Below are 24755 nucleotides of genomic sequence, written 5' to 3'. Positions count from 1 at the left end.
CAAAAGCTTGACGTCGCAGGTCAGAGCTTCAAAAAATATTTCCACTCTCGGTAGACGGTCGCTACGATCCTCCCAACGGCATCAAAATCCAACCTTACAAATAGTTGCGGTGAAATACGGACTACATGGGCCATAAAAGCCGAAAAACAGTCCGTATTTCACCGCAACTTAGGAGGGGATGTGGGGTCCCGGCATGTATATGAAAATGGCTCTGGTCCCAAAAGGAATCAGAGCCATTCATCTATCTTATGGAGCGGGCGACGGGAATCGAACCCGCGTCATCAGCTTGGAAGGCTGGGGTTCTACCATTGAACTACGCCCGCAAGATATGGTCGGGACGACAGGATTTGAACCTGCGACATCCTGCTCCCAAAGCAGGCGCGCTACCAAACTGCGCCACGTCCCGAAGGTGTTGAGCAGCTAAGGTCTAAACCTTGCGTGTCCCAAAGCGAAGGAAATTATAGGGGAGACTCCCCGCCTGTGCAAGCGCAGAAACCCTAGCTCCTCGAATGTGCGACAAACCGGCTGTGGAGCAGACCGATCACAAACGCCACCACGGCAACCGGCGCCCACGCGGCGCCGATGTCTGCCAGGGGTAGCGCATCAAACGGCAGCCACGCGCCCGCAAAGAACGCATCGCGGACCGAGGTGATCACGCTCTGCACGGCAACCACGCCGCCGACCCAGACCCACACCTGCGGATGAGCGTCGCAAAAACCGTGCACCAGGCCCATCAGTACCAGCACGATGGCAACGGGATACAAGGCGTTGAGCATGGGCACCGAGAACATAAGAATCACGTCGAGGCCTACGTTGGAGAGCACGCACGAAAACGCTGCAAACACAAAGGCGAGAATCGCAAAGGGACGGCTCATGGCCTCCTCGGAGGCCTCCGCTCCCCCTTCGACCACATACGTCTCGCAGAAGTAACGCGAGCAGCAGCTGATGAGGCCGATGCACACGTTCATGCAGGCGAGGAAGAAGATGGCGAAGACCACGACCGTGCCGGCAAGGCCAAAGTGCATGGAGGCAGAGCGGGCAAGGATGGCGGCACCGTTGGTAGCGTCGGGCATCACGGTGCCGAGCTGCATACCGGCAAGCCCCAAGCCGCAGTAGATGATGGCCATGAGCACGCCGGCGATCACACCGGAACGCGAAATCTCGAAGGCCACGCGTTTGTCATCGGTAACACCCAACTCGTGGATGGTCTCGGCGATGATGATGCCGAAGGCGAGTGACGCGAGCAGGTCCATGGTCTGATAGCCGGTCAAGAAGCCCTGCACGGCGGCACCTGCATCGTAGGGAGCCTGAGGCGCGGCAGCCGGTCCCAGCGGCGAAATCACGGCAGCACCCACGACTAGCACGATGAGTGCAATAAGCGCGGGGCCCGTAATGCGGCCGAGCACGCGCGTGATGACACCCGGGCGCAGCGTGAGCACAAACGCGACGACGAAGAACCCGATGGCAAACACCAGACGTGCTACGCCGAGCGAAACGCCCTCGGGCAGCAGCGGCACCAGCATTTCGAACGCCGTAGAGCTTGTGCGCGGAATGGCCAGGCACGGACCGATGGCCAGGTAGACCGCCGCAACGAAGAATTCGCCAAACTTAGGATGCACGCGCCCGGCCAGCTCGCGGGCCGTGCCGGCGAGCGCGACGGCGATAAATCCCATGACGGGCAGGCCGATGGCGGCAATCAAAAAGCCAATCATGGCAAGCGGCGTGGCCGTGCCGGCCTGAAGTGCCAGCAACGGCGGAATGATGAGGTTGCCGGCGCCAAAGAGCATCGAGAACAGCGCAATGCCGACGGTGACGACATGGTCGGAGCGCAGACCGCGCGGGGCGGATGAGGCCATAGACACACCTTTCGGGTCGAAACAAAAACGGGACGGGCAAAAACACCCGTCCCGCAAGTATAAACGGTCTAGCAGCTTTAGCAGGCTAAATCGCACAGAGCATCGATAGCCGTGTCGACTTCCTCGTCCGTGTTGAAATACCCAAACGAGAAGCGGACGACGCCCTGGCGCTCGGTACCCAGTGCACGGTGCATGAGCGGGGCGCAATGGGCGCCGGGGCGCGTCGCAATCCCCCACCCTTGCATGAGCGCATCCGAGATCTCGGCCGAATCGATATCGCCCACGTTGAGCGACACAATTGCAGAGCGCGTCGGCTGGTCAAAGGCGCCGTAAAGCTTGATCTCCGGGATTTCGCGCACGCCGGCAAGAAAGCGATCAGCGAGCGCACGCTCGCTGGAAGCAATCGCCTCGACCCCACCCTGGGCCTCGATAAAGTCGAGACCAGCGGATAGGCCCGCTATGCCGTGACCGTTGAGCGTGCCCGCCTCGAGGCGCGTGGGCCACTCAAGCGGCTGCAGCGCATCGAAGCTGTGCACGCCCGTGCCGCCCATGGCCCACGGAGCCACGTCAATGCCCTCCGCCACGGCCAGGCCGCCGGTGCCTTGGGGTCCCATGAGCCCCTTGTGGCCGGTAAAGCACACAACATCGAGCCCCATGGCATCCATGTCAATCTTCGCCGTGCCGGCAGACTGAGAGGCGTCGACGATCACCAGCGCGCCGGCCGCATGCGCGATGGCAGCCACGCGCGAAACGTCAACCGCGTTGCCGGTCACATTGGAGGCGTGCGTCACCACCACAGCACGCGTGCCCGGCGTGACCAACCGCTCGAGCTCGTCGTAGTCGAGCGCGCCGCTCGCATCGCAACCCGCATGCTCAACCGTCACACCCTGTTCCGTCGCCAAGCGGTTGAGCGGGCGTAACACCGAGTTGTGCTCGAGCACCGTCGTGACCACGTGATCACCGGGACGTACCACGCCATTGATGGCGGTGTTGAGCGCCGCCGTGGAGTTGGGCGTAAAGCACACATGGTCCGCCCTCGGGCAACCCAAAAGGCGCGCGAGCTTGGCACGGCAGCCATGAATCGTACGAGCGGCATCGAGAGCACCCGACGTGGCGCCGCGCCCGGCATTGCCGAGCGAGCACATCGCCTGCGTCACGGCATCGATGACCGTCTGCGGCTTATGCATGGTCGTCGCCGCGTTATCCAGGTAGATCATCGCACGACCTCCCACATATCAATCACGGTATAGCCCTCGGTGGGAATGCCCGCTGCGGCAAGCTCGCCGCGCAGCAGTTCCTCATCCGAAGGCAGCGCCTTCCACGCCAAGCCGCAGCCGGCAGCGACCTCCCCGGGCACGGGAATCGTGCGCCCGGGAAGGCCGCGCTCGATGCATAGGGTCTCGCACCCCATGGCGGCCGCCGTGGTGGGAAACGTGATGACAAGCGCCGGGCGCTTCTCCCTCATGGCAACTCCAACCAATACGCTACGGGCGCACGACGCGCACGGCCTGCTCCATCTTCTCCACGATCACGTACATATTCGTGACCTCGCCCACCGCAAGCTGGTCTTTAATGCCATAGTGGTCGAGGCAGGTACCGCAGGTGAGAATCTCGACGCCCTGCTCGGCCAGGCCCTTCAGGTCATCGAGCACCGGCGAGCCCTCGACGGTGAGCTTGGCACCGCCGTTGTAGAACAGCATGGTCGCGGGCAGTTCCTCCTGCTGCGTCACGGCAAAGATAAACGCCTTCATGAGCTTGTGGCCCAGCTCGTCGTCGCCACGGCCCATGCAATCGGTGTAGACGGAAATGACGAGTTTGCCCTTGCCGGCGCTGGCGTCGCAGAAGGCAGCGCCATCCTGCTCAGGATCGGCCACGGCAACGGCGCCAGAGGTCGCCACGGTCACGTGCCACTCGGCGTCAGAAACCTTCTCGACCGAGGCCGTGCAGCCCTTCTCCTGCGCCATCTTGGAGATGTTCTTGACGGCAGTCTCGTTATCGACCGAGGTCACCACGGTGCCCTCGCCATCGAGCTGCTTCAGGGCTTTGAGCGTCTTGACGACGGGCAGCGGGCAGGCATCGCCCATGGCATTGACTTCAATTTTGGTAGACATAGTTTTTCCTTTCGAAAGAACCGTTCTAGAGAACGGTAAACAGTTACATAAACGTGCGGGCTAGCGAACAACGTGGACGGCAGGACCGCCTGGCACCGGCTCGCACACGCGACCGACGACGGCGGCAATACGTCCTTCGGCATGCAGACGGCGCGCAAGCTCATCCACATCGGCAGCAGGTGCCGCGATGAGCAGGCCACCAGACGTCTGCGGATCGTACAGCGAATCCAACATGCCCGGCTCCAGGTCTTCGTCGGCAGCCACGCGCGGGCCAAAGAAGTCCTGGTTGCGGTAGGAGCCCGCGGGAATAATGCCCAGACGCGCCATGTCGAGCACCTGGTCAAAGAGCGGCACCGCCCCCGACGCAAGCTCAATCTGCACGCCCGAGCCCTCGGCCATCTCGCACGCATGCCCGATCAGGCCAAAGCCCGTGATGTCGGTGCAGCCGTGAAGCTCAAGTCCCTCGGCCAGACGAATCGGAGCCTCGTTGAGGGTGCGCATCGAGTCAAACATGGCTGCGGCCTCGTCCTGCTCGATGAGCTCGCCCTTAATGGCCGTGGTGATGATGCCCGAGCCAACCGCCTTGGTCAGCAGCAACGCATCGCCCACGCGCGCGCCGCTGTTGGCGAGCATGCGGTCGAGCGCGACAAACCCGCTCACGGACAGACCGTACTTGGGCTCGTCGTCGTTGATGGTATGGCCGCCCGCGATAGAGCAACCGGCCTCGACGCACTTGTCGGCGCCACCCGCCAGAATCTGGCCGGCGACCTCGACGCCCAGGCAGCTCGGAATGCACAGCAGGTTCATGGCATGGCTCGGCCGCCCGCCCATGGCGTAGATGTCCGACAGCGAGTTGGCCGCAGCGATCTGGCCAAACAGAAACGGATCGTCGACCATCGGCGGGAAGAAGTCGATGGACTGCACAAGCCCCAGGTTCTCCCCTACGCGGAAGACACTCGCATCGTCGGAGGTATCGAACCCCACGAGCAGATTGTCGTTGGGCACATTTGGCAAATCGCCCAGGACCTGGGCGAGGGCTCCGGGAGCCAACTTAGCGGCTCAACCGCTCGCGGCCGTCATGGACGTGAGCCTAATCTGATCGTCAGCCATCGATACCTCCTCTCATCGGTCAATCATTTTCTCCCAGTATACGCATGAATGCGAGCCAGCGGCGGATGCATTAATTGAGCGCCTGTGCGCGAATCGCCGCGCCAATCGCTCCGGCAAAGCGAGCCTGAGGCGAGGTGGTCACCGGCAACCCCAGTAGCTCGCCCAACCGCTCCACCACGAAGGCGTTCTCGCACAGGCCACCGGTCAGGTAGTACGGGGCGCCAGCGGCCTGCCCGGCCATGGTCGCCACGCGCGAGACCACGCTGTCGATCACGCCACGCGCAATGTTCTCGCGCGGCTCACCGCGACCGATCAGGCTGATGACCTCGCTTTCGGCAAACACCGTGCACATGCTGCTGATCTTGGTGGGCTCACCGGAACGCGCAAGGTCGGCCATCTGCTGTTGGGAAATACCCAGACGGTCGGCCATGATCTCCAAAAAGCGCCCCGTACCGGCAGCGCACTTGTCGTTCATGGCGAACTTGGCCACGCGGCCACTTTTAAGCTGAATGACCTTGGTGTCCTGGCCGCCCACGTCAATCACCGTGCCGTGATCGCCAAACAGGCGCACGGCACCGGTGCCGTGGCAGGTGATCTCGGTCACGACCTTGTGCGCATAGGGCACGGCGACACGGCCGTAGCCGGTCGCGATCACGCGCACGTCGTCGGCAGCCACGTCATAGTCGGCTGAAGCGAGCTCGCCGCGCAAGCGCTCGGCCGCATCGACCGACGAATACCCCGTCGGCATGACGCAGGTCCACGCAATGGCGCCGTCCGTCTCCACCACTGCAGCCTTCGCGGCCGTCGAGCCTATGTCGATACCAATGCCAACCACGGCATCCTCCTTCTATGCGGCAAAGCAACTATCCCTTTGCCGCATTTGTCCTACAGGGTTTCGATGAAGGCGGCGATGCGCGTCTCGATCTGGCCCATGTCACCGTTGCTGTAGTCGGTCTCGATCTTCATATACGGAATACCCGCACCCTCGACGGCCTCCTGCATGCGCGCGCTCTCAACGTTGAAGGTGTGGCAGGCCTGTAGCACGCTCTCTACCACGCCATCGACATGGTACTTCTCGCACATGGTCAGTGTGTTCTCCATGCGGCCGTCGTTAGGCGTCATGACCGAGCAGTTGATATCCAGGTAGCGGTCGGCGATGGCGCGCAGAATGTCGGGCGCGTCCGGGTCGATCATCATAGCCGCCGTGCGCTCACCCGAGCAGTCGTCCATGCACACGACCACGCCGCCGTTGGACTCGATGGTGCGGCCGATCTTGTTGATCACACCGCCCACCGGGCAACCGGTGATCAGAATGCGCTTGGCGTCCGCCGCGACCGGGCGCTCGCCCGCGTCGTAGGCCTCGCGCAGCTTGACAATCTTTTGCTCCAGCTGCTGCGCATAGGCCTCGATATCAAAGCTGAACGTGCCGGCAAACATGGTGCTCATCAGGTCGACGCCGCTCATGGCCGCCGGCTGGTTGGCCTGCAGCGCAAACATCTCGAGCTGGGCCGCACGCAAGCGGTTGCGACGACGGACGGCAGCGCGCAGGTCATCGTCGGTAATCGTGATGCCGTAGAAGTTCTCGAGCTCCTCCTTGAGCAGGCAGCACTCCTCGTACCAGCCTTCACGCTCGTAGGCGCGATCGCGACCCTGCGGAAGATGCAGAATGTGCGTGCGCTTGAGCTCGTTGAGTAGCTCGTACATCTTCTTCTTGCCGTCGCAGGTGGTCTCACCGATGATCATGTCGCTAAAGTACGTAAACGGGCACTTTTGCGAATAGGCAAAACCATACGTCGACTTGATGAGCGGACACAGATTTGCCGGCAGCACCTTCTCGCCCTCGGGAATCACCTCATCGGACGTACCGCAAAGGGCCACGCTCGAGGCGCCCGCGGCATCGATAATCTCGAGCGGCGTATAGCTGCACAAAAAGCCGACCAGACGATTGCCCGCCTGCTTGTAATCCTTGACACGAATAAACGCCGCCTTGCGCTGCTCGTTGAACTCCTCAAACGTGGACGGCAACGGCTGTTCAATATTTTCCGGCATATAACTCCTTAACAAACCTTTTGACCAACCAAGGAAACGGCTTTCCCAGGTGCCCGAGGTTGCCGTGAAAGAGAAGCGCCGCGTACTTTGGTACGCAAACGATGGTTTGAACGGCAAGATCGGGTGCCTGGGGAAGCCGCCGGGACGGATACCCCTAAATGGTTTCCAAGAAAGCCTCAATCCTGGTTTGCAGTTGGCCTGCATCCTCGCCGGCGTAGTCGGTCGTGATGTGCATAAACGGAATGCCGGCCTCCTCGGCAGCCTTCTCCACGGCAAACGACTCCATCTCGTAGAGCGTGCAGAACTGCAGGGCCACGTCGACGATGCCGTCGGCATGCAAGTCCTTGGCCATCTGGACAATGTCCTTCATACGTTGATCGTTGGGCGTAAAGACGGCGCAGTTAATCTTAAAGTAGCGCTCGGCGATGGCGTCGAGCATCTCGTCGACCGTCTCACCGGACTCGTCGACCAGGTCCTTGTAGTAGCGCGAGCCCGTGCAGGACTCCTCGCCTACCACAACGCCGCCGGCCTTCTCGATGAGGTTGAACAGCTTCCAGTTGGGCACGGCCATGGGCGTGCCGGTGTACAGGATGCGCTTGGTCCCCTTGGGCGCCACGCCCTCGCCGGCCTCAACGCGCTGCTCGCACTCGGCGGCCATCTCGTTGATGGCTCCGGTCAGACGCGGCGTGTCGTCCATAAAGGCGGCCTGAACGGTCAGCAGGCTGTCGAGACCGCTGATGGGCGCCGGATCGGCAGCGCGCGTGGCAGCGAGGCGCTGCAGGGCGCGACGCTTCTCGTTGACGGCGTGGATGGCAGCCTTCAGGCGCTCGGGCGTAATCTTGACGCCGCACTCTTCCTCAATCTTGGCGGCAAGCTTTTTAACCTCGGCCTTCCAGGTCACGAACGTCGACTCGTCATGCACGTTGGGAATATCCATGACGTACATGTTCTTTTGCGTGGCAAAGAACTCGTAGGCCTTCTTCTTGCCATCGCAGGTGTTCTCGCCCACCACCAGATCACTCGACTCAATGTAGGGGCAGACCTCGCCCAGCTTAAAGCCGGCAAAGCTCTTGATGAGCGGGCAGGTGTTGCGCGGCAGATGCTCCTCGACCTTGTCGGTCGCCCAGTCGGCACCCGAGCACAGGCCAACGGGGATGCCATCGCAGGCAAGCACGATCTCCTCGGGCACGTACACACAGAACGAACCGACGATCTTGGTGGCCTCGCCGGCCTCCTTCTTGTCGAGCATCTCCTTAATACGGCCGCTGTGGATGTTGGTGGCGACAAAATCCAGGTAGGACGTGGACTTGGGGCGATTGTTCTGCGTCAGGAACATATCGCCGTACATCTGGCCCACAGCGCCCAGCAGCATGTCGTGATCGGCAAGATTCATGCCGAGGCTCTCCCACATCGGATGGAAATCGAATTCTTCAGCCATGACGGTTCCCCTCTCGAACCAAATACGGATAACTACGGTATTGCTGCACGGTGGGCGGCGAAAACCCAGCCGTGCCTAAACCCGGAATTTTGGGGAACCTGCTTTGCAGCTGATTATTTAGTTGTGCGTCGTCTCTCCCGGAGCCGTGAACATACCTGCTCATATGCGGCTCCGAGCCATATACAGGGCGCGCGCCGCAACGCGACGCGAATATGTCTTCTGCGGCATCAGCGCGCCCTCCTTTTCTCGTCGAAGGTAACTATATCAACGGTTGTCGTCCAGACGAACACCGCCGACATGCGTACGACAGCGTCGGGATGTGAGCATCTCACTATCTGATAATTAATTATCAGACTGATAAGGTTTAGTCATGTAGAAATCGGCGAACGGCGAAGTGAAAACAAAGCGGTCGAGGACTACCTCCTCGACCGCATCGCCCCCGCATTATCGGCAAACGAGATGAATCCTGCTTGCATCAAAATGCATGCGCAGAGTCTCACCCGCCTGCGGCAGCTCTTCCACGGGTACACTCACCTTATTCACCTTCCACTGCAGACGCGTGGGCGCATCAGCACGCGGCACGTCCAGCAGCACCAGCCGCTCAAAGCGCGAATCGCTCACACGGGCCACGTGCAAATCATAGCTGTTGCGTCCCCGCTCCGCGCGATTGTCAACATGGAAGTAGCTTGCGCGAATGCCCAGGTACGCTGCATTATCGGGAACCTCGCGACCCACGTTAAAGGTCATGCCCCAGTCGAGGGCCTCAACTTCTTCGTCGCCGATCTTGCGCGCCCGGCTTGTGTTCTTGCAGTCCGTCAGGCGCAGCGCCGCCAGCGTCTGCGGACGGCGGACCACGTCCTCGACGGAGCCGATCTCCTCAACATGCCCGTCGTGCATCACGCAGATGCGCTGGCACAGGCGGCACGCTTCGTCGATGTCGTGGCTCACGTAGAGCACGGTGCGGTTGCATACATCGAACAGGTCGAGCATGTTTTGCTCAAGCGCGCTCTTGAGATACGCATCGAGCGCGCTCATGGGCTCGTCGAACATAAAAATGCCCGGATGCGCCGCCACCATACGGGCAAGCGCCACGCGTTGCTGCTGCCCGCCCGAGAGTCGCGCGGGGTAGCGATCGACAAAATCGGCCAGACCGAAAATGCCCAAATAGCGCTCGGCGAGCTTTTTGCGCGCGGCGGCGTCGCCAGCATCCTTTACACCGGCGCATACGTTATCGGCCACCGTCATGTTGGGAAACAGCTGATAGTTTTGAAACAACAGGGCGCATTTTCGCTCCTGGGGTGACAGGTTGATGCCAGCCGCCGAGTCAAAAAAGGTCACGCCGTTGACGACGATCTTGCCCTCGTCGGGCGTCTCCACGCCGGCAATGCAGCGCAGCGTGCAGCTCTTGCCGCAGCCCGAGGCACCAAGCAGCGCCACACGATCCTCGCCGGCCTCAAGCTGCATATCGAGCATAAACCCCGGATAGCGCTTTTTTATGTCTAGAACGAGTGACATGGCCTATCGACCTCCCTGCATAGCGGGCTCATCGCGCATGAGCTCGGCCAGTGCCTCGCGATCGATACGCAAGGCATCACCGCCCGCCGGGTCGAGTGAATCGCCCTGTCCGGCGAGATCTTTGGCCTGCTTACGTTCCGCACGGGAAAGGCCACGCTCGCGGTATTTTTGCGAATGCGCCGTGTACATGTTGATGAACAGGATGACTAGGAAGCTGAACGCTATTACGACCACGACCCAAAAGAGGGCCACCGACGTATTGCCGCCCATCCATTCAAAGTAAATCGCAATGGGAATGGTCTGCGTAATACCGGCATAGTTGCCCGCAAAGAACAGGGTGCAGCCAAACTCGCCCATGGCGCGGGCAAAGGCGAGCACCGTGCCGGCGGCAATCGAGGGCCAGCCGAGCGGCATCATGAGTTTGGTGAAGATGCGTCGCTCGGACCAGCCCAGCGTGCGCGCCGCATCGAGCATTTGCGTGTCGAGGCTCTCAAAGGCGCCGAGCGCCGTACGGTAGACCAGGGGAAACGATACCACCACGGCAGAGATCACCGCCGCCGGCCACGTAAAGACAATCGAGACGCCGTGCGCGATAAGCCACTGGCCCACCCCGGTCGAGCGGCCAAACAGCATAAGGAGCAGAAAGCCGCAGACCGTGGGCGGCAACACCATGGGGATGGTAAAGACCGAGTCGAGCAGGCCCTTGATGCGACTCGAGGTGCCCATGGTCTTCCACGCGGCAAACAGGCCCAGCGCAAAGGAGATCAGCAGGGCAAGGCCGCTCGTTTTAATGGACACCCAAAACGGTCGGTAGTCGATGCCGCCCAATAAGGAGGCCAGAGAGGTCAAGGGCCCCTGCTCATCCCGCAACACGACAGACGATGCTTCTACCATTTGAGCGCTATCAAGCCAACGCGCGCCGCCTTTGGCATCACCCGAGGCTGATGCAATCACCACATAGCGGCCCCCATCCGCACCGCGCTCGTCAAAGCCATAGGTATACCCGCCGGCATCAAACGTTGTTTCCGCCGTGACATACCAAGGAAGATCCACGTCCCCTAGCTGCGCACCTCCCATACAGTTTGCGCTGTCGAGCTCACAGACGAGGGCCTTGAGACCCGATACGCACTCGTTGTTCTGCGGATCCAATCCATACCTCTCGATCGCCTTGGGCGATATCCACACCACAACGCGATCGGCAGCAGGCGCCACTACAAGGTCCACGTCCTCGTCAACGGGAAACCGGTAGCCCTCAGGCTGGCCCTCCATGGCACGAGCGGTCCCCTTGGCCAACCGCTCAAAACCCTCGATCCCATAGGAAAGCCCATGAGCAGTCGCAGCAACCTGGGCCCCGTCCTCAGCGTCCCCAGCAAACGCAAATCCCGGCACCCAGCAAAGCGCGAAGGTCAAAGCACAGGCGACAAGGATGCGGAATCTATTAAGCACGAAAAGCTCCAAGCGAATATAAGGACGGAGTGAGACACAAAACGATGGAATTATCGCGCCAAGCCGCACTACGCGGAAAGCTCAAAGCCGTACTTAGCCCAAATCTTCTGAGCCTTCCTGTTGGACAGACAGAAGTCGATGAACGCCTTGGCTTCGTCGGCGTGCTCAGAGCTCTCGGCAACGGCACCCGGATACACGATGGGCTTGTGCGAATCCTCGGGACACACAAAGGCCTCCTCGATGCCGTCGTAGCGGAAGATATCGGAGCTGTAGACAAAGCCGGCCACGCAGTCGCCCGTGGACACATAGGCGGCGGCGGTACCAACTTTGTCGGCCAGGGCCACCTTTTCGGCGATCTCGGGCGCATACTCGCCGTCGTCGCCCTCGGTGCCGGTGTAGAGGCCCACGGAAGCCAGCGCCTGGTTGGCGTACTTGCCGGCGGGGACGGTCTTGGCGTCGCCAATGGCGATCTTACCGTCCAGGTTCGCGACGTCGGCGATGGCCTCGACCTTGGTGTCGGAGCCCTCGGCGCGAATGATCACGAGATCGTTGACGAACATGTCCTCGCGGGTATCGGCATCGACGAGCTCAGCGGTCTCGGCGTCATCCATGGTGCCCTTGGAAGCGGTGATGAGCACGTCGACGGCAGCGCCGGCCTTCATCTGCTCGACGAGGTCGCCAGACGCCTTAAACTGCGTGTCGGCAAACGTGGTGCCGGTCTGCTCGGTGTAAAGCTCCTGAACCTCCGGCAGAGCCTTCTCGAGCGAGTTGGCGGCAAAGACCTGCAGCTCGACAGCTTTCTTGGAAGATGCCTTAGCAGAACCGGCATCGGATCCGGCCGGCTCGGACGTCTTGCTGCCCGAACAGCCGGCAAGACCAAGGCCGGCAGCGGCGACAGCAGAAAGCGAAACGAATCCGCGGCGTGAAACCATATCGAACATATTCAACCCTTTCGGATCTTGTGCCCGGGTACCCCACCGCGGGCTTTAATCTGCAATCAGATTATACTTCTGCGCGAATAATGAAAGTGAGAAATTATTCTCGTCAGAGAATATAGTTTCGAATTACCGTGCACCTCGGCGTCGCTTCGGCGGAAAACAAAGGCGGAGCAGCCGTTCAGGTCGCCCCGCCGCAGGTAAACCGCTTAGTTGGTATGTCCGCCGCCCGCTGTCATCTGAGCCGCATGCTCCAGCTGGTCTGCTATGGCCTCCCAGCTTTCGCGGGCGGCCTTCGTAGAACCGGGAAAGTTTACGACAAGTGTATGACCTCGTTGCATGCAAATAGCGCGCGAGAGCATAGCGCGGCGCGTCTTGGTCATCGAATACGCACGGATTGCCTCGGCAATACCCGGCACATCGCGGTCACAGACGGCACGCGTCGCCTCGGGTGTTACGTCGCGCATCGAAAGCCCCGTGCCGCCGCAGGTGAGCACGACATTGGCGTGGCACTCATCGGCGGCTTCCGCAATGGCATCACCGATCTCGCTGACGTCGTCACGCACGACCACATGCGAGGCGACCGTCCAGCCCTGTGCCACGATAAGCTCCTCGAGCGCAGCACCCGCCTCGTCCTGGGCAAGATCGCGCGTATCCGAGCACGTCACAATCGAAATCTTCAACTCCATAGCATTCCTCCTATAGCACCGTGCCCTCAGGCAGGTCGACACGCACGACATCCACGACGTCGCCCGCCGCAAGGTCGCACGGTCCTTCGTGAATACGCAACAGGCAGTTCGCACGCTGCATGGTTCCAAGCAGCGCCGAATTCTGCGTCTTGGCCTCGGTCACCAACAACTCACCGGTCTCGGGGTCGCGCAAAACCGTGGCGCGATCGAAGAAGCGGCGATGCTGTCGCTTTTTCACGCTATGCGTGAGCGTCGCCTGCTGCACGGGACGCGCACCCTCGGCAAAGCCGCGCATCTTGCGAATCGCCGGACGGGCGAGCATCTCAAAGCCCACATACGCCGCGGCAGGATTGCCTGAAAGCCCCAGGTAGGGCTTACCCCCGAGCAAGCCAAACGTGATAGCCTTGCCCGGACGCATCGAGATGCGGTCGAAGAGCACCTCGCCCTCGCGATGGACCAGTGCCGTCACATAGTCGTAGTCGCCCGCCGAGGCACCGCCGCTCGTAATGACAAAATCGCACTCCTGCACGGCACGATGCACCAGCTCGGCAATCGCCTGCTCATCATCGGGCGCAATGCCGTAGAACACGGGCTCGGCGCCGGCATCGAGTGCCTCGGCCATCAGCGCCGAAGAGTTGGAATCGCGAATCTGACCGCGCGCCGGTACCTTACTCGGTGCGACCAGTTCCGTGCCCAGCGAGATAATGCCCACACGTGGGGCAGCGTGCACCTTCACGCTCGCATATCCGGCGCTTGCCAACAGACCCGCGCCCGCCGGAGCCACGACCTCGCCGGCATGCATCACAACATCGCCGGCATGGGCCTCCTCGGCGGCAGAGCGAACGTTCTCCCCCACCTTGGCCGGCGCCGAGAACCTCACACGCGAGCCCTCGTTGCCGTCACCGTCAAGCACATCGACGATCTCGTACTTCACAACGGCATCGGCACCTTCGGGTACCGGCGCGCCCGTCATGATGCGGACCGTCTCGCCCGCGCCGATTGCGCCCTCAAACACATGGCCCGCGGCCTCGTGTCCGATAACGTCGAGCGTCACCGGCGCCTCGCCAGATGCCTGCGCCAAGTCCGCCGAGCGCACGGCATATCCGTCCATAGCGCTGTTGGCAAACGGCGAGATGTCGATATCGGCCACCGCGTCCTCGGCCAAGGGAAAACCAGCCGCCTGCCACACGGGAATCTCGACGAGATCGGTCGGAGCAACGTGCGACAAAACAATCGACTGCGCGTCCTCCAGTGGAATGAGTTTCTCTGCCATATGCACCTCTTAATGCCACGGCGCACAACAGGGGCGCCGATTCTTTATGCTTGTCTCAGTATAATCCCCCGACGCACGACCGCGACTCGGCCTGTACCCGCAAATACACCTGTCGGTTGCAGGCCGCGAAACAGAATGGAAACCAACCCACCGGCTCGTCGCATTTACCGCGTTTTATAATGCTTGCGTTGCAACCTAAAAGAGGAACGTATGGCTCATAACGACAAAACCGAAAGCGCAAACGAAACGCAGGATCATTCCCAGCCGCTCGACGACGGCGGCTTTTTCTCCCTGAACGACGTCATCATGGCAGGCAGGCATCAGCTCACCCGCTCCGAGCATCTCTTGGCTGCCGACACGCGCCGCAACGTCCGCAACCTACTCGCGAGCGCCAAGTTGCTCGTACTCGTCGTCATCGTCTCGCTCGCCATGGGCGTTGCCGCTTGGGCGTTTTTGGCCTCGTTGAATATCGCGACCGACTATCGCGAGCACCATGTGTGGGTCTACGCCTTGCTTCCCGTTGTGGGCGTTGCCACCGCATGGGTGTACAAAAACCACGGTCTTGCCGCCAAACGCGGTAACAACCTGGTCATCGACTCCGCTCTGGGCACACGCCTCATCCATATGCGCATGGCCGTCCTCACCTTCGTCTGCTCCACGCTCACGCACCTAACGGGCGGATCGGCCGGTCGCGAGGGAGCTGCGGTACAGATTGGCGGCACCATCGCCAGCAACATCTCGAGCCTCGCCCACCTCAAAAAGCATGACCACCACGACCTCATGCTCGCCGGCATCTCGTCGGCCTTTGGCGCCGTATTCGGTTCGCCCCTTGCCGGAGCTTTCTTTGGCATGGAGATGTGCTTTATCGGCAAGATCGACTACACCGCGGGCATCTACTGCCTGGTCGCCTCGTTTACCGGCTACTTCACATCACTCGCCCTGGGTACTGAGTACGAAGCGAATGCCATCGCCAGCGTTCCTAACATGACACCACGGACGGTTGTCATCGTTGTTATCAGCGCCATTATCTTCGGTTTGACGGCACGCCTCTTTGCCTGGTCGGTTCGAACCGTCAAGAGCCTGTACGGTCGCTTTATCACCAATTACCTTACTCGCGCACTCGTGGGCGCACTCGTGGTTTTGGCTGCCTATGCCCTCCTCGACGCCTGGAACTACGCCGGCCTTTCCACGTGGCTTTCCGGCGCCGGATTTGCCGGCAACACCACCCTGGCGGACGCAGCCATCAAGTTGGTCGTCACAGCGCTCACCCTGGGCGCCGGCTTCCAAGGCGGCGAGGTCACGCCCCTGTTTGGTATCGGTGCGGCGCTCGGCGGCTGGATCGGTTGCCTCGTCGGAATCGACCCCAGTTTTCTGGCGGCTCTCGGCATGCTCGGCGTGTTCTGTGCCGGCCTCAACGTGCCCATCACCACCTGCATGATGGCCATCGACCTGTTCCACGGCACGGCAGCCGGGTTCTTTGTCATCGTGGCCTTTATCAGCTACCTAACTGCCGGACACCGCGGCGTGTACCCCGCCCAGCGCATCATCTCGCCCAAGCGCCGTTCGCTTATTGTGGATGAGGGCGGTACGGTAGCGGATGCTATCGAGCGCCACAACGACCTGATAGAGTAGACGTAAGTATTCGACGTGCAGCCACAATCGGGGGCAATTCGACCTGAGCGCGACCGCACCGTCACGTCATACGCCGGGAGTCGCCCCATGCACGCAACTGATTTTGGCCGCACGCTCATCATCGCCAACCCAGCCGCCCAGTCGGGTGCGGCGCACGAAGTTGCCGAGCGCCTGCAACGCTTTTTGGACATGACTGCACGCGCATCCCAGTTTGACTTGGTGCTAACCGAGCGCATGGGACACGCCAAGGAGCTGGCCGCACAGGCCCAGGGCTATCGCACCGTTATCGCCCTTGGCGGCGACGGCGTGATTCACGAGGTCGTCAATGGGCTTATGACGCAAGAGGAGGACGCCCGCCCCGCCCTTGCCGTCCTGCCCGTGGGCTCCGGCAACGATTTTGCCCAAACGCTCGGTATCGAAGATTTCTCCGGCAAAGATTTTGGCGCGCTGCTCACCTACGAGCTGCAGTACCAGGATATCGGACGCATTCGCTCGTGGAGCCCTGCGAGCGGCAGCGGCGAGGCTACCGTTGAGTACTACGACCAGACGCTTTCGGTCGGCATCGATGCCGCCATCGGCCTTGGCACCACCGAGCTACGCAAAAAGACCGGCTTGACGGGCGCTCCGCTCTACACCCTCTCGGGACTTGAGCAGTTTGGTCTGCGCTATCGCAACTACCCCATGACGGTCAGCTTTGACGGGGCGCCCACCGAGCGCGTGAGGGCGATCATCATGGCGATTCAGCTGGGTCCTACCTATGGCTCGGGCTATCGCATCTGCCCCGATGCCGACCCCTGCGACGGCGTACTCGACGTCTGCTACGCCTGCGGCCCCGTCCCTCGCGCGGTTGCCCTGCCTATGTTTCTTTCGGCCAAGGACGGCCACCATACCAAGTTGCCGCCGGTTCGCATGCGCCGCTGCCGCCATGTCGAGCTCACCTTTGAGGAGCCCGACTACCCCATCCAGGCCGACGGCGAGCCCGTTGTCGCCTCGCGCATCGAGGTCGACATCCTTGCCGGCGCCCTCCACATCTGGCACCCCACCCGCTAGTCATCCCTAAGTTGCGGTGAAATAGGGACTGTTTATGCAGCTAAAGCCGCAAAACAGTCCCTATTTCACCGCAACTTATGGGGAGGCTATTCGTCGCTGCCCGGTTTGCGACGGTTGGCCTTTTTAATGGCGTTGAAGTGCTTGTCATTGAGCCTGCGCTGGCGAGAGCGCTGAGGCACCTTGGTCTTTACGCGTCGGCGCGGTGGACGCCCGCGACGCTCAAGCTCAGCGCGCAGCTTACGCAGGCAGCTGCTACGGTTTTGGAACTGACTGCGGCTCTCGCGCGCCGTCACGGTAATCCCCGTGGGCCCATGCTTCATGCGCACCGCCGAGTCCGTCGTGTTGACGCCTTGTCCGCCCGGACCCGTCGCGCGAAACACCTGCACCTCGCAATCGCGCGCCAACTCCTCGACCGACATCTCGGCATAGCGCGCATACTCGCGCCATCCCATCTTGTTCTCGTCCATATCAACACCTCCCCTCATACAAAAAATGTGACAAAGGGACAGTCCCTTTGTCACATCGCATACCAATCGCTTGTGTTGCGAGCCTAGGCGAAGGTGATCTCGCCGTTCTCGCAGTCCATATCGGCGATACGGGCCAGGCTCTCGACGCGGAAGCCGCGCTTGCGGAGCTTATCGCCACCGCCTTGGAAGCCCTTCTCCACCGCAATGCCAATACCAGATACCTCGGCACCCGCAGCCTCACAGATCTTGATAAGACCCTCGAGCGCGCAGCCGTTGGCCAGGAAGTCGTCGATAATCAGGACCTTGTCGCCCTCGGACAGGAAGCGCTTGCCAACGATAACCGGGTACTCCTTCTGCTTGGTAAAGGAGTAGATGGTCGTGGCATACTGCTCGCCGTCGAGGTTGATGGACTGTGCCTTCTTGGCAAAGACCACCGGCACGCCGCCAAAATGCTGGGCCGCAATGCAAGCCATGCCAATGCCCGAAGCCTCGATCGTCAGGATCTTGTTGATCTCGACACCCTCGAACAGACGGGCCCACTCGGCGCCCATATGGTCGAACAGCTCAACGTCGCACTGGTGGTTGAGGAAGGCGTCAACCTTAAGGACGTTACCGGCCTTTACGATGCCGTCATGGCGAATACGATCCTCAAGCTCCTGCATGGCGCAACCCCTTCTCGCGGCAACGATACCGCGCGATTAATAAACGTTGTTCGATAGTCTACCACGGACCGACCCCCGCCCGTCCCACAAGCCGCATCGCACCATAAAGCCGTAAGACCAGTAGATGAGCCGATTCGTGGCAAGCCTGCTTCCACAAGCTAATGGCGGACGCGTATCCTCACCAAACGCACCATGGCAAGCGCAAAGCCCACAGCGGCCACAGCCATCAACACGTAGAACACCGAGCGAAAACCAAACAGGAACACATCCGGACGGCCTGCAACAAAACTAGTCACGGCCTCGCCCATCGCCACGCTCATCTGCCCATACAGGATATTCGACGCCACCGTAATGCCGAGTGCCATACCCGCATAGCGCGCCAGGCTACCCAGGCTGCCCGCGAAGCCGAGTGCTTCGCGCGGAGCCGAGCCCATATACAACGAATTGTTAGGGCTCTGGAAAATCGACGTACCGCACGACATAAATGCGACGCAGCACACGATCACAGGGATAGAAGAGTGCTCGTCGAGCGTGCTTACCGCAAAGAGACCGCACACGTACACGCCCAGGCCAACCGCCGTAGGACCCTCGCAGCCAACACGGTCCGAAACCGTTCCCGAAAGCGGGCCGATAAAGGCATTCACCATCGGCAGCGCCAAAAACAGCAATCCGGAAATGTCGGAACCAAAGCCGTGGGCGTCCTGAAAATAGAACGGCAGGATAAACTCGGATGCGCCAATACCAACGAACACGATGAGCATGCAGGCAAGGTTGATGGTAAAGGCCGAATTTGCAAAGCAGCGACGAGCGGCCTCGGCAAGGGACATGGGACGGTCGCCGGCCTCCGGCTTAACATGCGGCAACGTGTAGAGCCCCACGATAAACGAGATGACGCCAATGGGCAGGTTGATGAGGAAGATGCTCTCCCAGGGAAAGCTTGCCACCAGCATGCCACCGAGCACGGGGCCACACATCATGCCGAGGGCCACGAAGGTCGCGAGAATACCCATGGCACGGCCTCGTTCGCGCGCCGGAAACGACTCGGTGATGATACCCATGTTGTTGGCCATGGCCGCCGCGCAACCGACACCCTGAACAATGCGTGCCAGGATAAGAACCTCGAGCGAGGACGAAAGGCCGCACAGCAGCGAACCGACCGAAAAGACGAAGACGCCCAGCTGGAACACATTCACCTTGCCGCGCACGTCGCCCAGACGGCCAAACGGCAACATAGCCACGCATGTCGCAAGCAGGTACACCGAGCTCACCAGCTGAATGCGATCGAGGCCCACGCCCAGCTCCTTTTGCATCACGGGCAGCGCCACGGTCACGACGGTCGAATCCAAACACACCATAAACGTCATGATGAGCACGGTAAATAGAATCGCCCATTTGTTCTTGCCATGGGTGTCGCCCTCTAGGGCAATATGCTCGCGGCGCAGCTGCTCTGCAGTTTTCTCCATATCCATCCTTTCGAGTGGCGCAACGCAAAAACGGGGCCCCAATCGCCTGTAAACAGTCGCAATTGGGGTCCCGCCTACGGAATCGGAACGAAAGGCCACCGAAGCTTTCTGCCAGCATCGGCGCCTTGTGCGAACGCTAGCCTAGCACTGCTCGAGCGCCTGCTCAAGGTCGGCAATCAGATCGGCCGTGTCCTCGAGGCCGCACGACAGGCGCACCATGTCGGCGGAGATGCCGCAGGCGATGAGCTCCTCATCGTTCATCTGGCGGTGCGTAGCGTTAGCGGGATGCAGGCAGCAGGTGCGGGCGTCGGCCACATGCGTGGCGATCTGGGCGAGCTTGAGGCTCTTCATAAAGGTCTCGGCCGCCGCGCGACCACCATTAAAGCCAAAGCTCACAACGCCGCAGGTACCGTTTGGCATGTACTTCTGAGCGAGGTCATAGTACTTGTCGCCCTCCAAACCCGGATAGCTCACGAAGCGCACCTTGGGATGGCTCTGCAGGAACTTGGCAACGGCCAGGCCATTCTCGCAATGACGCGGCATGCGCACATGCAGGCTCTCGAGCGAGCTGTTCAAGAAGAACGCCGCCTGCGGGTTCTGCATGGGGCCGAGGTCGCGCATGAGCTGAGCGGTTGCTTTGGTAATGAAGGCGCCCTCGCGACCGAACTTCTCGGCATACGTCACGCCGTGGTAGCTCTCGTCGGGCGTGGTGAGACCCGGGAACTTGTCCGCATGAGCCATCCAGTCAAACTGACCGTGGTCGACGATTACGCCGCCCAGGTAGGCAGCATGTCCATCCATGTACTTGGTGGTGGAGTGCGTAACGATGTCGGCGCCCCACTCAAAGGGGCGGCACATCACGGGCGTCGGGAAGGTGTTGTCGACCATCAGCGGCACGCCGTGGTCATGCGCGGCCTTGGCAAAGCGCTCAATATCGAGCACGGCAAGGGCGGGGTTGGCGATGGTCTCGCCAAAGACGAGCTTGGTGTTGGGTTGGAAGGCTGCCTCCAACTCCTCATCGGTGCAGTCGGGGGCAACGAACGTGCAGGTCAGCCCCATACGGCCCATGGTGTGGGCGAGCAAGTTGTACGTGCCGCCATAGATGGCAGAGCTCGCGACTACGTGATCGCCGGCACCGGCCACGTTAAAGATCGCAAGGAAATTCGCGGCCATGCCCGAGCTCGTGAGCATCGCGGCAGTGCCGCCCTCCATCTCGCAGATCTTGGCGGCAACCAGATCGCACGTGGGGTTCTGCAGACGGCTATAGAAGTAGCCCGACTCCTCCAGGTCAAAAAGCTTGCCCATGTGCTCGGACGTGTCGTACTTCCACGTGGTGGACTGGTAGATGGGCACCTGGCGCGGCTCCGCATCTCCCGGGTGATAGCCGCCCTGAACACATGTAGTACCGATAGTCTGCTCGCTCATATCTATCTCCCTTGCCTGGGTTACGTTTTATTCGGTTCACGATACCGCTACCCTGCACCCCTCTCAACCCATCCTCAAGGTGGGTTATGGGACAAATTGATTAGGGGTATTTATCTCAAGCCTTGGGCATTTGCTCGATAGATAAAAATGAGGCATACATGAAGCTCTCGATGATTACATGCCCCGTCACGGGTACCATAGGCGGGTACACCGTGACCAAGGAGACAACGATGAAGCAGATCGATACCACCCAGCTCGACACCGCCGCCTGCCAGGCTCAGGCTGCCGAATACCACGCCCGCGGCTTTAACTGCGCACAGGCCGTTGCCTGCACGCTCGCACCTGCCGTCGGGCTCGACCCCCAGACCGCCTTTACCCTCACCGAGGGCTTTGGCGCCGGCATGGGTGGCATGACCGAGACCTGCGGCGCCATCTCGGGCGCTGTTGCCATCATGGGCTTTGTAATGAGCGACGGCATGGAGAACCCCAAGACCAAAGTCCAGACCTACAAGCTGTCGCGCGAAATCGCCAAGCGTTTTGGCGAGAAGAATACGACGACCGTCTGCGGCACGCTCAAGGGCATCGGATCGGATAAGGGTCCGCTCCGCAGCTGCCCCGGCTGCATCGACGATGCCGTCGCCATCGCCTGCGATGTGCTAAAGCAGCTCGCCGAGTAAACGGCAGCAACAGAAAAACGACGGCCGGCGCGCTTGGGATCCATCCAAAAGCACGCCGGCCGTCGCCGTTAGAACTCGGCAAATTCGGGAGCGCCGACCTCAATCTCCTCGCGCCCCGCCATAAGCTCGCGCATCTTAACGCAAAATGACTCCTGCTCCCCCGCCTTAAACACCAAATGAATCGTCACGGCATCCGCGTAATCGGTATCCGAAACCTTGGCACCCGAATCCTGAGCCAAACGAAGCACCTGCTCATACTGCGGATAGGCCACATGCACGTCAACCGGCACGACGCTTGTCATCTCAACGATCTGCCCGGCCTCCTGAGCCGCGGCCACCGCCGCCTGCGTCGCCGCGGTATAGGCGCGTACCAAGCCACCCGGCCCCAATAACGTGCCGCCAAAATAGCGCGTCACTACGCAGCAAACATTTTTGAGCCCCGCACCGCGCAGCACCTCGAGCGTCGGCATACCGCTCGTGCGGCTCGGCTCACCGTCATCGCTCTGGCGCTCGCGTCCATCGACCAAAATCCACGCGGGCACATTATGTCGAGCGTCGTAATGACGCTTTCGAACCATCTCGATAAAGGCATTCGCCTCGTCCTCGGACTCAATATGGACCAGCTGGGCAATAAACCGGCTCTTGCGGTCCAAAAACTCGCCCGAAACCTCAATATTCGATTGCAGAGTAAAATAGCTGTCCAACAAAGCCCCTCAACAGAATAAAGCGCAGCAACAAACAGCCTCAATAATACGGCAAAGACAGCACTGTTGCCCTCGCCAACAAGAGCGGAAACGCCAATGATGCCGCCACCAACAGCGAGAACCCGTCAGCGCGAGCAAGGTGCCTTGAAAGTCGAGATTGCAACAAAAATGAGGCTGTCGATGATCAGGCAAAGACAGCGAGACGGCGTCAGCTGAGTCGATTTGGCCCGAAAGAGGAGGGAGCACGCCTTATGGCGGCGACCGACGAATGAGCGCCAAATCGGCCAGCTGACGCCGCCGCAGCGTCGACAAGAAAGCTGAGTGTGCCTATAAGCCGGGTTCTGTCGTGAACGGTCATTTATCTTGTCTGCACGTTACCATGCAGCTCCACGCACGCTACCCGAACGCGGACCGGGCCGGCCCATAGCGTTCCTATTCGCGCTTGCTCCGGATGGGGCTTGCCAAGCCGCCGTGTTGCCACGACGCTGGTGGTCTCTTACACCACCGTTTCAGCTTTTCCCTTTACGCCTTGCGGCGCAGGTGGGAGTCTTCTTTTCTGCGGCGCTTTCCGTCGGATCACTCCGCCCGGCCGTTAGCCGGCATCCCGCCCTCTGGAGCCCGGACTTTCCTCACGCGTGCTGCAAGCAGCACATCGCGCGACCGTCTGGCCCACTCAGCAGTGCAAGAGTGTAGCACACCGTTGCCGCAGGCAATGGCACAACACAAGCGTTCGACACGATAAACCAAGAACCACGCCATGCAGTACAATAGGGTTGTCGATGGGCAATGTCGTCAGTCGAGACGCGACCGCGCTCCGCACCCCTCCGTCTACTCGGTGCGTTCCCGCCTCCTCCCCGAGGCGGGATGTCGGCATTTTTTCATGCACCGACAACCAAATAGCCTGTGTACAGCATGGGCAGCATCGCGTATCTCGGCACCAAATGCAAAAAGGGACCCGTCCATTACGGACGGATCCCTTAAAACAAGTGATCGTCAAACCGATTTACTCGGCGTCGGTCTCCTCGTCCTTCTTCTCGGAAGGCAGCGGGGTAACCTCGATCTCGACGCCCAGGGTCTCAGCAGCGGACTTCATGGACAGGGAGATACGACGACGGTCGAGGTCGATCTCCATGACCTTGACCTGAACCTTGTCGCCCACGTGGGTGACCTGAGAAGGCTGATCGACGTGCTTGTTGGCCATCTCGGAGATGTGCACCAGGCCCTCGATGCCCTCGCCCAGATCGACGAAAGCGCCGAACGGGACAAGCTTGGTCACAGTGCCCTCGACGATAGCGCCGACGGGGTACTTCTTGACCAGTGCACGCCACGGATCCTCGGTGGTCTGCTTGAGACCCAGGGAGATGCGCTCGCGGTTGAGATCGACGTCGAGAACCTCGACCTCGACCTCCTGGCCGACCTTGACAACCTCGGAAGGATGGTTGACGTGGTTCCAGGAGAGCTCGGAGATGTGGATGAGGCCGTCGATACCGCCGAGGTCGACGAAGGCGCCGAAGTCGACGATGGAGGAAACGGTGCCCTGGAGACGCATACCAGACTTGAGCTTGGACAGGATCTCGGAGCGCTCGGCCTTACGGGACTCCTCGAGCACGACGCGACGGGAGAGGACGACGTTGTTGCGGTTACGGTCCATCTCGATGACGCGAGCCTCGATGCGGGTGCCCATGTAAGAGGTGAGGTCCTTGACGCGACGGAGGTCGACGAGGGAAGCAGGCAGGAAGCCACGCAGGCCGATGTCGAGGATCAGGCCGCCCTTGACAACCTCGATAACCTCGCCCTCGACGTTCTCGCCGGAGTTGAACTTCTCCTCGATGCGGTTCCAAGCACGCTCGTACTCGGCACGCTTCTTGGACAGGACCAGACGACCGTCCTTGTCCTCCTTCTGGAGAACCAGAGCCTCGATGGGATCACCGAGTGCAACGATGTCTGCAGGGTTAGCGTCCTTGCGGATGGACAGCTCGCGGACCGGGATAACGCCCTCGGACTTGAATCCGATGTCAACGAGCACCTCGTCATGCTCGATCTTAACGACAGTGCCGTTAACGAGATCGCCCTCATCAAAGTCGGTAATCGTACCGTCGATGAGGTTGTTCATCTCCTCCTCGTTGACATCGTCAAGAGAGAAAATGGACGAGTTCTGAATCTCACTCAAAGGTGGACCCCTTTCGAACTACGGGGCCCCGATTGCTAGGACCTACAGAAGGGTGCGACAAGCACACAACGTTTAGGAACACT

General features: G+C 60.8%; 22 protein-coding genes, 2 tRNA genes and 1 other RNA gene. 3 read left to right on the top strand and 22 right to left on the bottom strand.

Going from position 1 to position 24755, the window contains the following annotated elements; translation table 11 throughout:
• Positions 1-249 precede the first annotated feature (249 nt).
• From HMPREF9463_RS06960 to glp, 15 genes are all read right to left on the bottom strand, one after another.
• Positions 250-323: transfer RNA gene (locus HMPREF9463_RS06960), tRNA-Gly, on the bottom strand.
• 6 nt (positions 324-329) lie between these two features.
• Positions 330-406 (bottom strand) — tRNA-Pro (locus tag HMPREF9463_RS06955).
• Between the two features lie 91 nt (positions 407-497).
• Complete coding sequence (gene brnQ / locus HMPREF9463_RS06950; RefSeq protein ID WP_035138037.1) at positions 498-1856, bottom strand: branched-chain amino acid transport system II carrier protein; 1359 nt, start codon at positions 1854-1856, stop codon at positions 498-500.
• A 77-nt stretch (positions 1857-1933) separates the two neighbouring features.
• A complete protein-coding gene (locus HMPREF9463_RS06945) occupies positions 1934-3073 on the bottom strand; it encodes an aminotransferase class V-fold PLP-dependent enzyme (protein ID WP_035138035.1) in 1140 nt (379 codons plus the stop codon).
• Positions 3070-3321 carry a putative Se/S carrier protein gene (locus HMPREF9463_RS06940; protein ID WP_035138031.1) on the bottom strand — a complete coding sequence of 84 codons (252 nt, stop codon included), beginning with the start codon at positions 3319-3321 and terminating at the stop codon, positions 3070-3072. Before HMPREF9463_RS06940 ends, HMPREF9463_RS06945 begins: the two co-directional genes overlap by 4 nt.
• Positions 3322-3340: 19 nt before the next feature.
• Positions 3341-3967, bottom strand: a complete 627-nt coding sequence (gene yedF / locus HMPREF9463_RS06935) for a sulfurtransferase-like selenium metabolism protein YedF (protein ID WP_035138030.1) — start codon at positions 3965-3967, stop codon at positions 3341-3343.
• 60 nt (positions 3968-4027) lie between these two features.
• Complete coding sequence (gene selD / locus HMPREF9463_RS06930; RefSeq protein WP_084591824.1) at positions 4028-5077, bottom strand: selenide, water dikinase SelD; 1050 nt, start codon at positions 5075-5077, stop codon at positions 4028-4030.
• A gap of 70 nt (positions 5078-5147) precedes the next feature.
• A complete protein-coding gene (locus HMPREF9463_RS06925) occupies positions 5148-5912 on the bottom strand; it encodes an acyl-CoA dehydratase activase (RefSeq protein ID WP_035138029.1) in 765 nt (254 codons plus the stop codon).
• 50 nt (positions 5913-5962) lie between these two features.
• Positions 5963-7126, bottom strand: coding sequence for a double-cubane-cluster-containing anaerobic reductase (locus HMPREF9463_RS06920; RefSeq protein WP_035138028.1), 1164 nt, complete (start codon positions 7124-7126; stop codon positions 5963-5965).
• 154 nt (positions 7127-7280) lie between these two features.
• The gene (locus HMPREF9463_RS06915; RefSeq protein WP_035138027.1) at positions 7281-8564 is read right to left on the bottom strand and encodes a double-cubane-cluster-containing anaerobic reductase; all 1284 of its coding nucleotides are present in this window, start codon (positions 8562-8564) and stop codon (positions 7281-7283) included.
• Positions 8565-9008: 444 nt separating this feature from the next.
• Entirely contained in the window at positions 9009-10079 is a 1071-nt protein-coding gene (locus HMPREF9463_RS06910) for a sulfate/molybdate ABC transporter ATP-binding protein (protein WP_035138024.1), read from the bottom strand.
• Between the two features lie 3 nt (positions 10080-10082).
• A complete protein-coding gene (gene modB / locus HMPREF9463_RS06905) occupies positions 10083-11525 on the bottom strand; it encodes a molybdate ABC transporter permease subunit (protein ID WP_232219771.1) in 1443 nt (480 codons plus the stop codon).
• Between the two features lie 68 nt (positions 11526-11593).
• Entirely contained in the window at positions 11594-12466 is an 873-nt protein-coding gene (modA, locus tag HMPREF9463_RS06900) for a molybdate ABC transporter substrate-binding protein (RefSeq protein WP_035138023.1), read from the bottom strand.
• 203 nt (positions 12467-12669) lie between these two features.
• Positions 12670-13149 carry a MogA/MoaB family molybdenum cofactor biosynthesis protein gene (locus HMPREF9463_RS06895; protein WP_035138021.1) on the bottom strand — a complete coding sequence of 160 codons (480 nt, stop codon included), beginning with the start codon at positions 13147-13149 and terminating at the stop codon, positions 12670-12672.
• 10 nt (positions 13150-13159) lie between these two features.
• Positions 13160-14422, bottom strand: a complete 1263-nt coding sequence (glp, locus tag HMPREF9463_RS06890) for a molybdopterin molybdotransferase MoeA (RefSeq protein WP_035138019.1) — start codon at positions 14420-14422, stop codon at positions 13160-13162.
• A 210-nt stretch (positions 14423-14632) separates the two neighbouring features.
• Here glp and HMPREF9463_RS06885 point away from each other — a divergent pair, with 210 nt between their 5' ends.
• Together HMPREF9463_RS06885 and HMPREF9463_RS06880 are read left to right on the top strand one after the other, a co-directional pair.
• A complete protein-coding gene (locus HMPREF9463_RS06885; RefSeq protein ID WP_198019949.1) occupies positions 14633-16054 on the top strand; it encodes a chloride channel protein in 1422 nt (473 codons plus the stop codon).
• An 87-nt stretch (positions 16055-16141) separates the two neighbouring features.
• Positions 16142-17104: a diacylglycerol/lipid kinase family protein gene (locus HMPREF9463_RS06880; protein ID WP_035138018.1), complete on the top strand. Its 963-nt coding sequence runs from the start codon at positions 16142-16144 to the stop codon at positions 17102-17104.
• A gap of 86 nt (positions 17105-17190) precedes the next feature.
• Here HMPREF9463_RS06880 and HMPREF9463_RS06875 read toward each other — a convergent pair whose 3' ends face one another.
• The 4 genes from HMPREF9463_RS06875 to HMPREF9463_RS06860 all read right to left on the bottom strand — a co-directional run bounded on the left by HMPREF9463_RS06875 (position 17191) and on the right by HMPREF9463_RS06860 (position 21121).
• Entirely contained in the window at positions 17191-17571 is a 381-nt protein-coding gene (locus HMPREF9463_RS06875) for a peptide chain release factor family protein (protein ID WP_022095226.1), read from the bottom strand.
• Positions 17572-17654: 83 nt separating this feature from the next.
• The gene (locus HMPREF9463_RS06870) at positions 17655-18233 is read right to left on the bottom strand and encodes a xanthine phosphoribosyltransferase (protein WP_035138016.1); all 579 of its coding nucleotides are present in this window, start codon (positions 18231-18233) and stop codon (positions 17655-17657) included.
• A gap of 158 nt (positions 18234-18391) precedes the next feature.
• Positions 18392-19696, bottom strand: coding sequence for an MFS transporter (locus HMPREF9463_RS06865; RefSeq protein ID WP_035138014.1), 1305 nt, complete (start codon positions 19694-19696; stop codon positions 18392-18394).
• Between the two features lie 141 nt (positions 19697-19837).
• A complete protein-coding gene (locus HMPREF9463_RS06860; protein ID WP_035138013.1) occupies positions 19838-21121 on the bottom strand; it encodes an O-acetylhomoserine aminocarboxypropyltransferase/cysteine synthase family protein in 1284 nt (427 codons plus the stop codon).
• 230 nt (positions 21122-21351) lie between these two features.
• On the opposite strand from HMPREF9463_RS06860, the gene HMPREF9463_RS06855 reads away from it, so the two are divergent.
• Positions 21352-21798: a C-GCAxxG-C-C family protein gene (locus HMPREF9463_RS06855; RefSeq protein WP_035138334.1), complete on the top strand. Its 447-nt coding sequence runs from the start codon at positions 21352-21354 to the stop codon at positions 21796-21798.
• Between the two features lie 68 nt (positions 21799-21866).
• On the opposite strand, the gene HMPREF9463_RS06850 is transcribed toward HMPREF9463_RS06855, so the two are convergent.
• The 3 genes from HMPREF9463_RS06850 to rpsA all read right to left on the bottom strand — a co-directional run bounded on the left by HMPREF9463_RS06850 (position 21867) and on the right by rpsA (position 24672).
• A complete protein-coding gene (locus HMPREF9463_RS06850) occupies positions 21867-22505 on the bottom strand; it encodes a YigZ family protein (RefSeq protein ID WP_198019947.1) in 639 nt (212 codons plus the stop codon).
• A gap of 311 nt (positions 22506-22816) precedes the next feature.
• Positions 22817-23178, bottom strand: an RNA gene (rnpB, locus tag HMPREF9463_RS10520) — RNase P RNA component class A.
• A gap of 327 nt (positions 23179-23505) precedes the next feature.
• A complete protein-coding gene (rpsA, locus tag HMPREF9463_RS06845; protein WP_022095232.1) occupies positions 23506-24672 on the bottom strand; it encodes a 30S ribosomal protein S1 in 1167 nt (388 codons plus the stop codon).
• Positions 24673-24755 lie beyond the last annotated feature (83 nt).

This window comes from Collinsella sp. 4_8_47FAA (assembly GCF_000763055.1).
Taxonomy (GTDB): domain Bacteria; phylum Actinomycetota; class Coriobacteriia; order Coriobacteriales; family Coriobacteriaceae; genus Collinsella.
This window is presented reverse-complemented; position numbering and strand designations above follow the sequence as displayed.

What these genes read in the sequence shown, in the direction of transcription:
- brnQ (WP_035138037.1), bottom strand. Translation starts at nt 1,856, where the DNA reads ATGGCCTCATCCGCCCCGCGCGGTCTGCGCTCCGACCATGTCGTCACC.
- HMPREF9463_RS06945 (WP_035138035.1), bottom strand. Translation starts at nt 3,073, where the DNA reads ATGATCTACCTGGATAACGCGGCGACGACCATGCATAAGCCGCAGACG.
- HMPREF9463_RS06940 (WP_035138031.1), bottom strand. Translation starts at nt 3,321, where the DNA reads ATGAGGGAGAAGCGCCCGGCGCTTGTCATCACGTTTCCCACCACGGCG.
- yedF (WP_035138030.1), bottom strand. Translation starts at nt 3,967, where the DNA reads ATGTCTACCAAAATTGAAGTCAATGCCATGGGCGATGCCTGCCCGCTG.
- HMPREF9463_RS06920 (WP_035138028.1), bottom strand. Translation starts at nt 7,126, where the DNA reads ATGCCGGAAAATATTGAACAGCCGTTGCCGTCCACGTTTGAGGAGTTC.
- HMPREF9463_RS06915 (WP_035138027.1), bottom strand. Translation starts at nt 8,564, where the DNA reads ATGGCTGAAGAATTCGATTTCCATCCGATGTGGGAGAGCCTCGGCATG.
- HMPREF9463_RS06910 (WP_035138024.1), bottom strand. Translation starts at nt 10,079, where the DNA reads ATGTCACTCGTTCTAGACATAAAAAAGCGCTATCCGGGGTTTATGCTC.
- modA (WP_035138023.1), bottom strand. Translation starts at nt 12,466, where the DNA reads ATGTTCGATATGGTTTCACGCCGCGGATTCGTTTCGCTTTCTGCTGTC.
- HMPREF9463_RS06895 (WP_035138021.1), bottom strand. Translation starts at nt 13,149, where the DNA reads ATGGAGTTGAAGATTTCGATTGTGACGTGCTCGGATACGCGCGATCTT.
- glp (WP_035138019.1), bottom strand. Translation starts at nt 14,422, where the DNA reads ATGGCAGAGAAACTCATTCCACTGGAGGACGCGCAGTCGATTGTTTTG.
- HMPREF9463_RS06885 (WP_198019949.1), top strand. Translation starts at nt 14,633, where the DNA reads ATGGCTCATAACGACAAAACCGAAAGCGCAAACGAAACGCAGGATCAT.
- HMPREF9463_RS06880 (WP_035138018.1), top strand. Translation starts at nt 16,142, where the DNA reads ATGCACGCAACTGATTTTGGCCGCACGCTCATCATCGCCAACCCAGCC.
- HMPREF9463_RS06875 (WP_022095226.1), bottom strand. Translation starts at nt 17,571, where the DNA reads ATGGACGAGAACAAGATGGGATGGCGCGAGTATGCGCGCTATGCCGAG.
- HMPREF9463_RS06870 (WP_035138016.1), bottom strand. Translation starts at nt 18,233, where the DNA reads ATGCAGGAGCTTGAGGATCGTATTCGCCATGACGGCATCGTAAAGGCC.
- HMPREF9463_RS06865 (WP_035138014.1), bottom strand. Translation starts at nt 19,696, where the DNA reads ATGGAGAAAACTGCAGAGCAGCTGCGCCGCGAGCATATTGCCCTAGAG.
- HMPREF9463_RS06860 (WP_035138013.1), bottom strand. Translation starts at nt 21,121, where the DNA reads ATGAGCGAGCAGACTATCGGTACTACATGTGTTCAGGGCGGCTATCAC.
- HMPREF9463_RS06855 (WP_035138334.1), top strand. Translation starts at nt 21,352, where the DNA reads ATGAAGCAGATCGATACCACCCAGCTCGACACCGCCGCCTGCCAGGCT.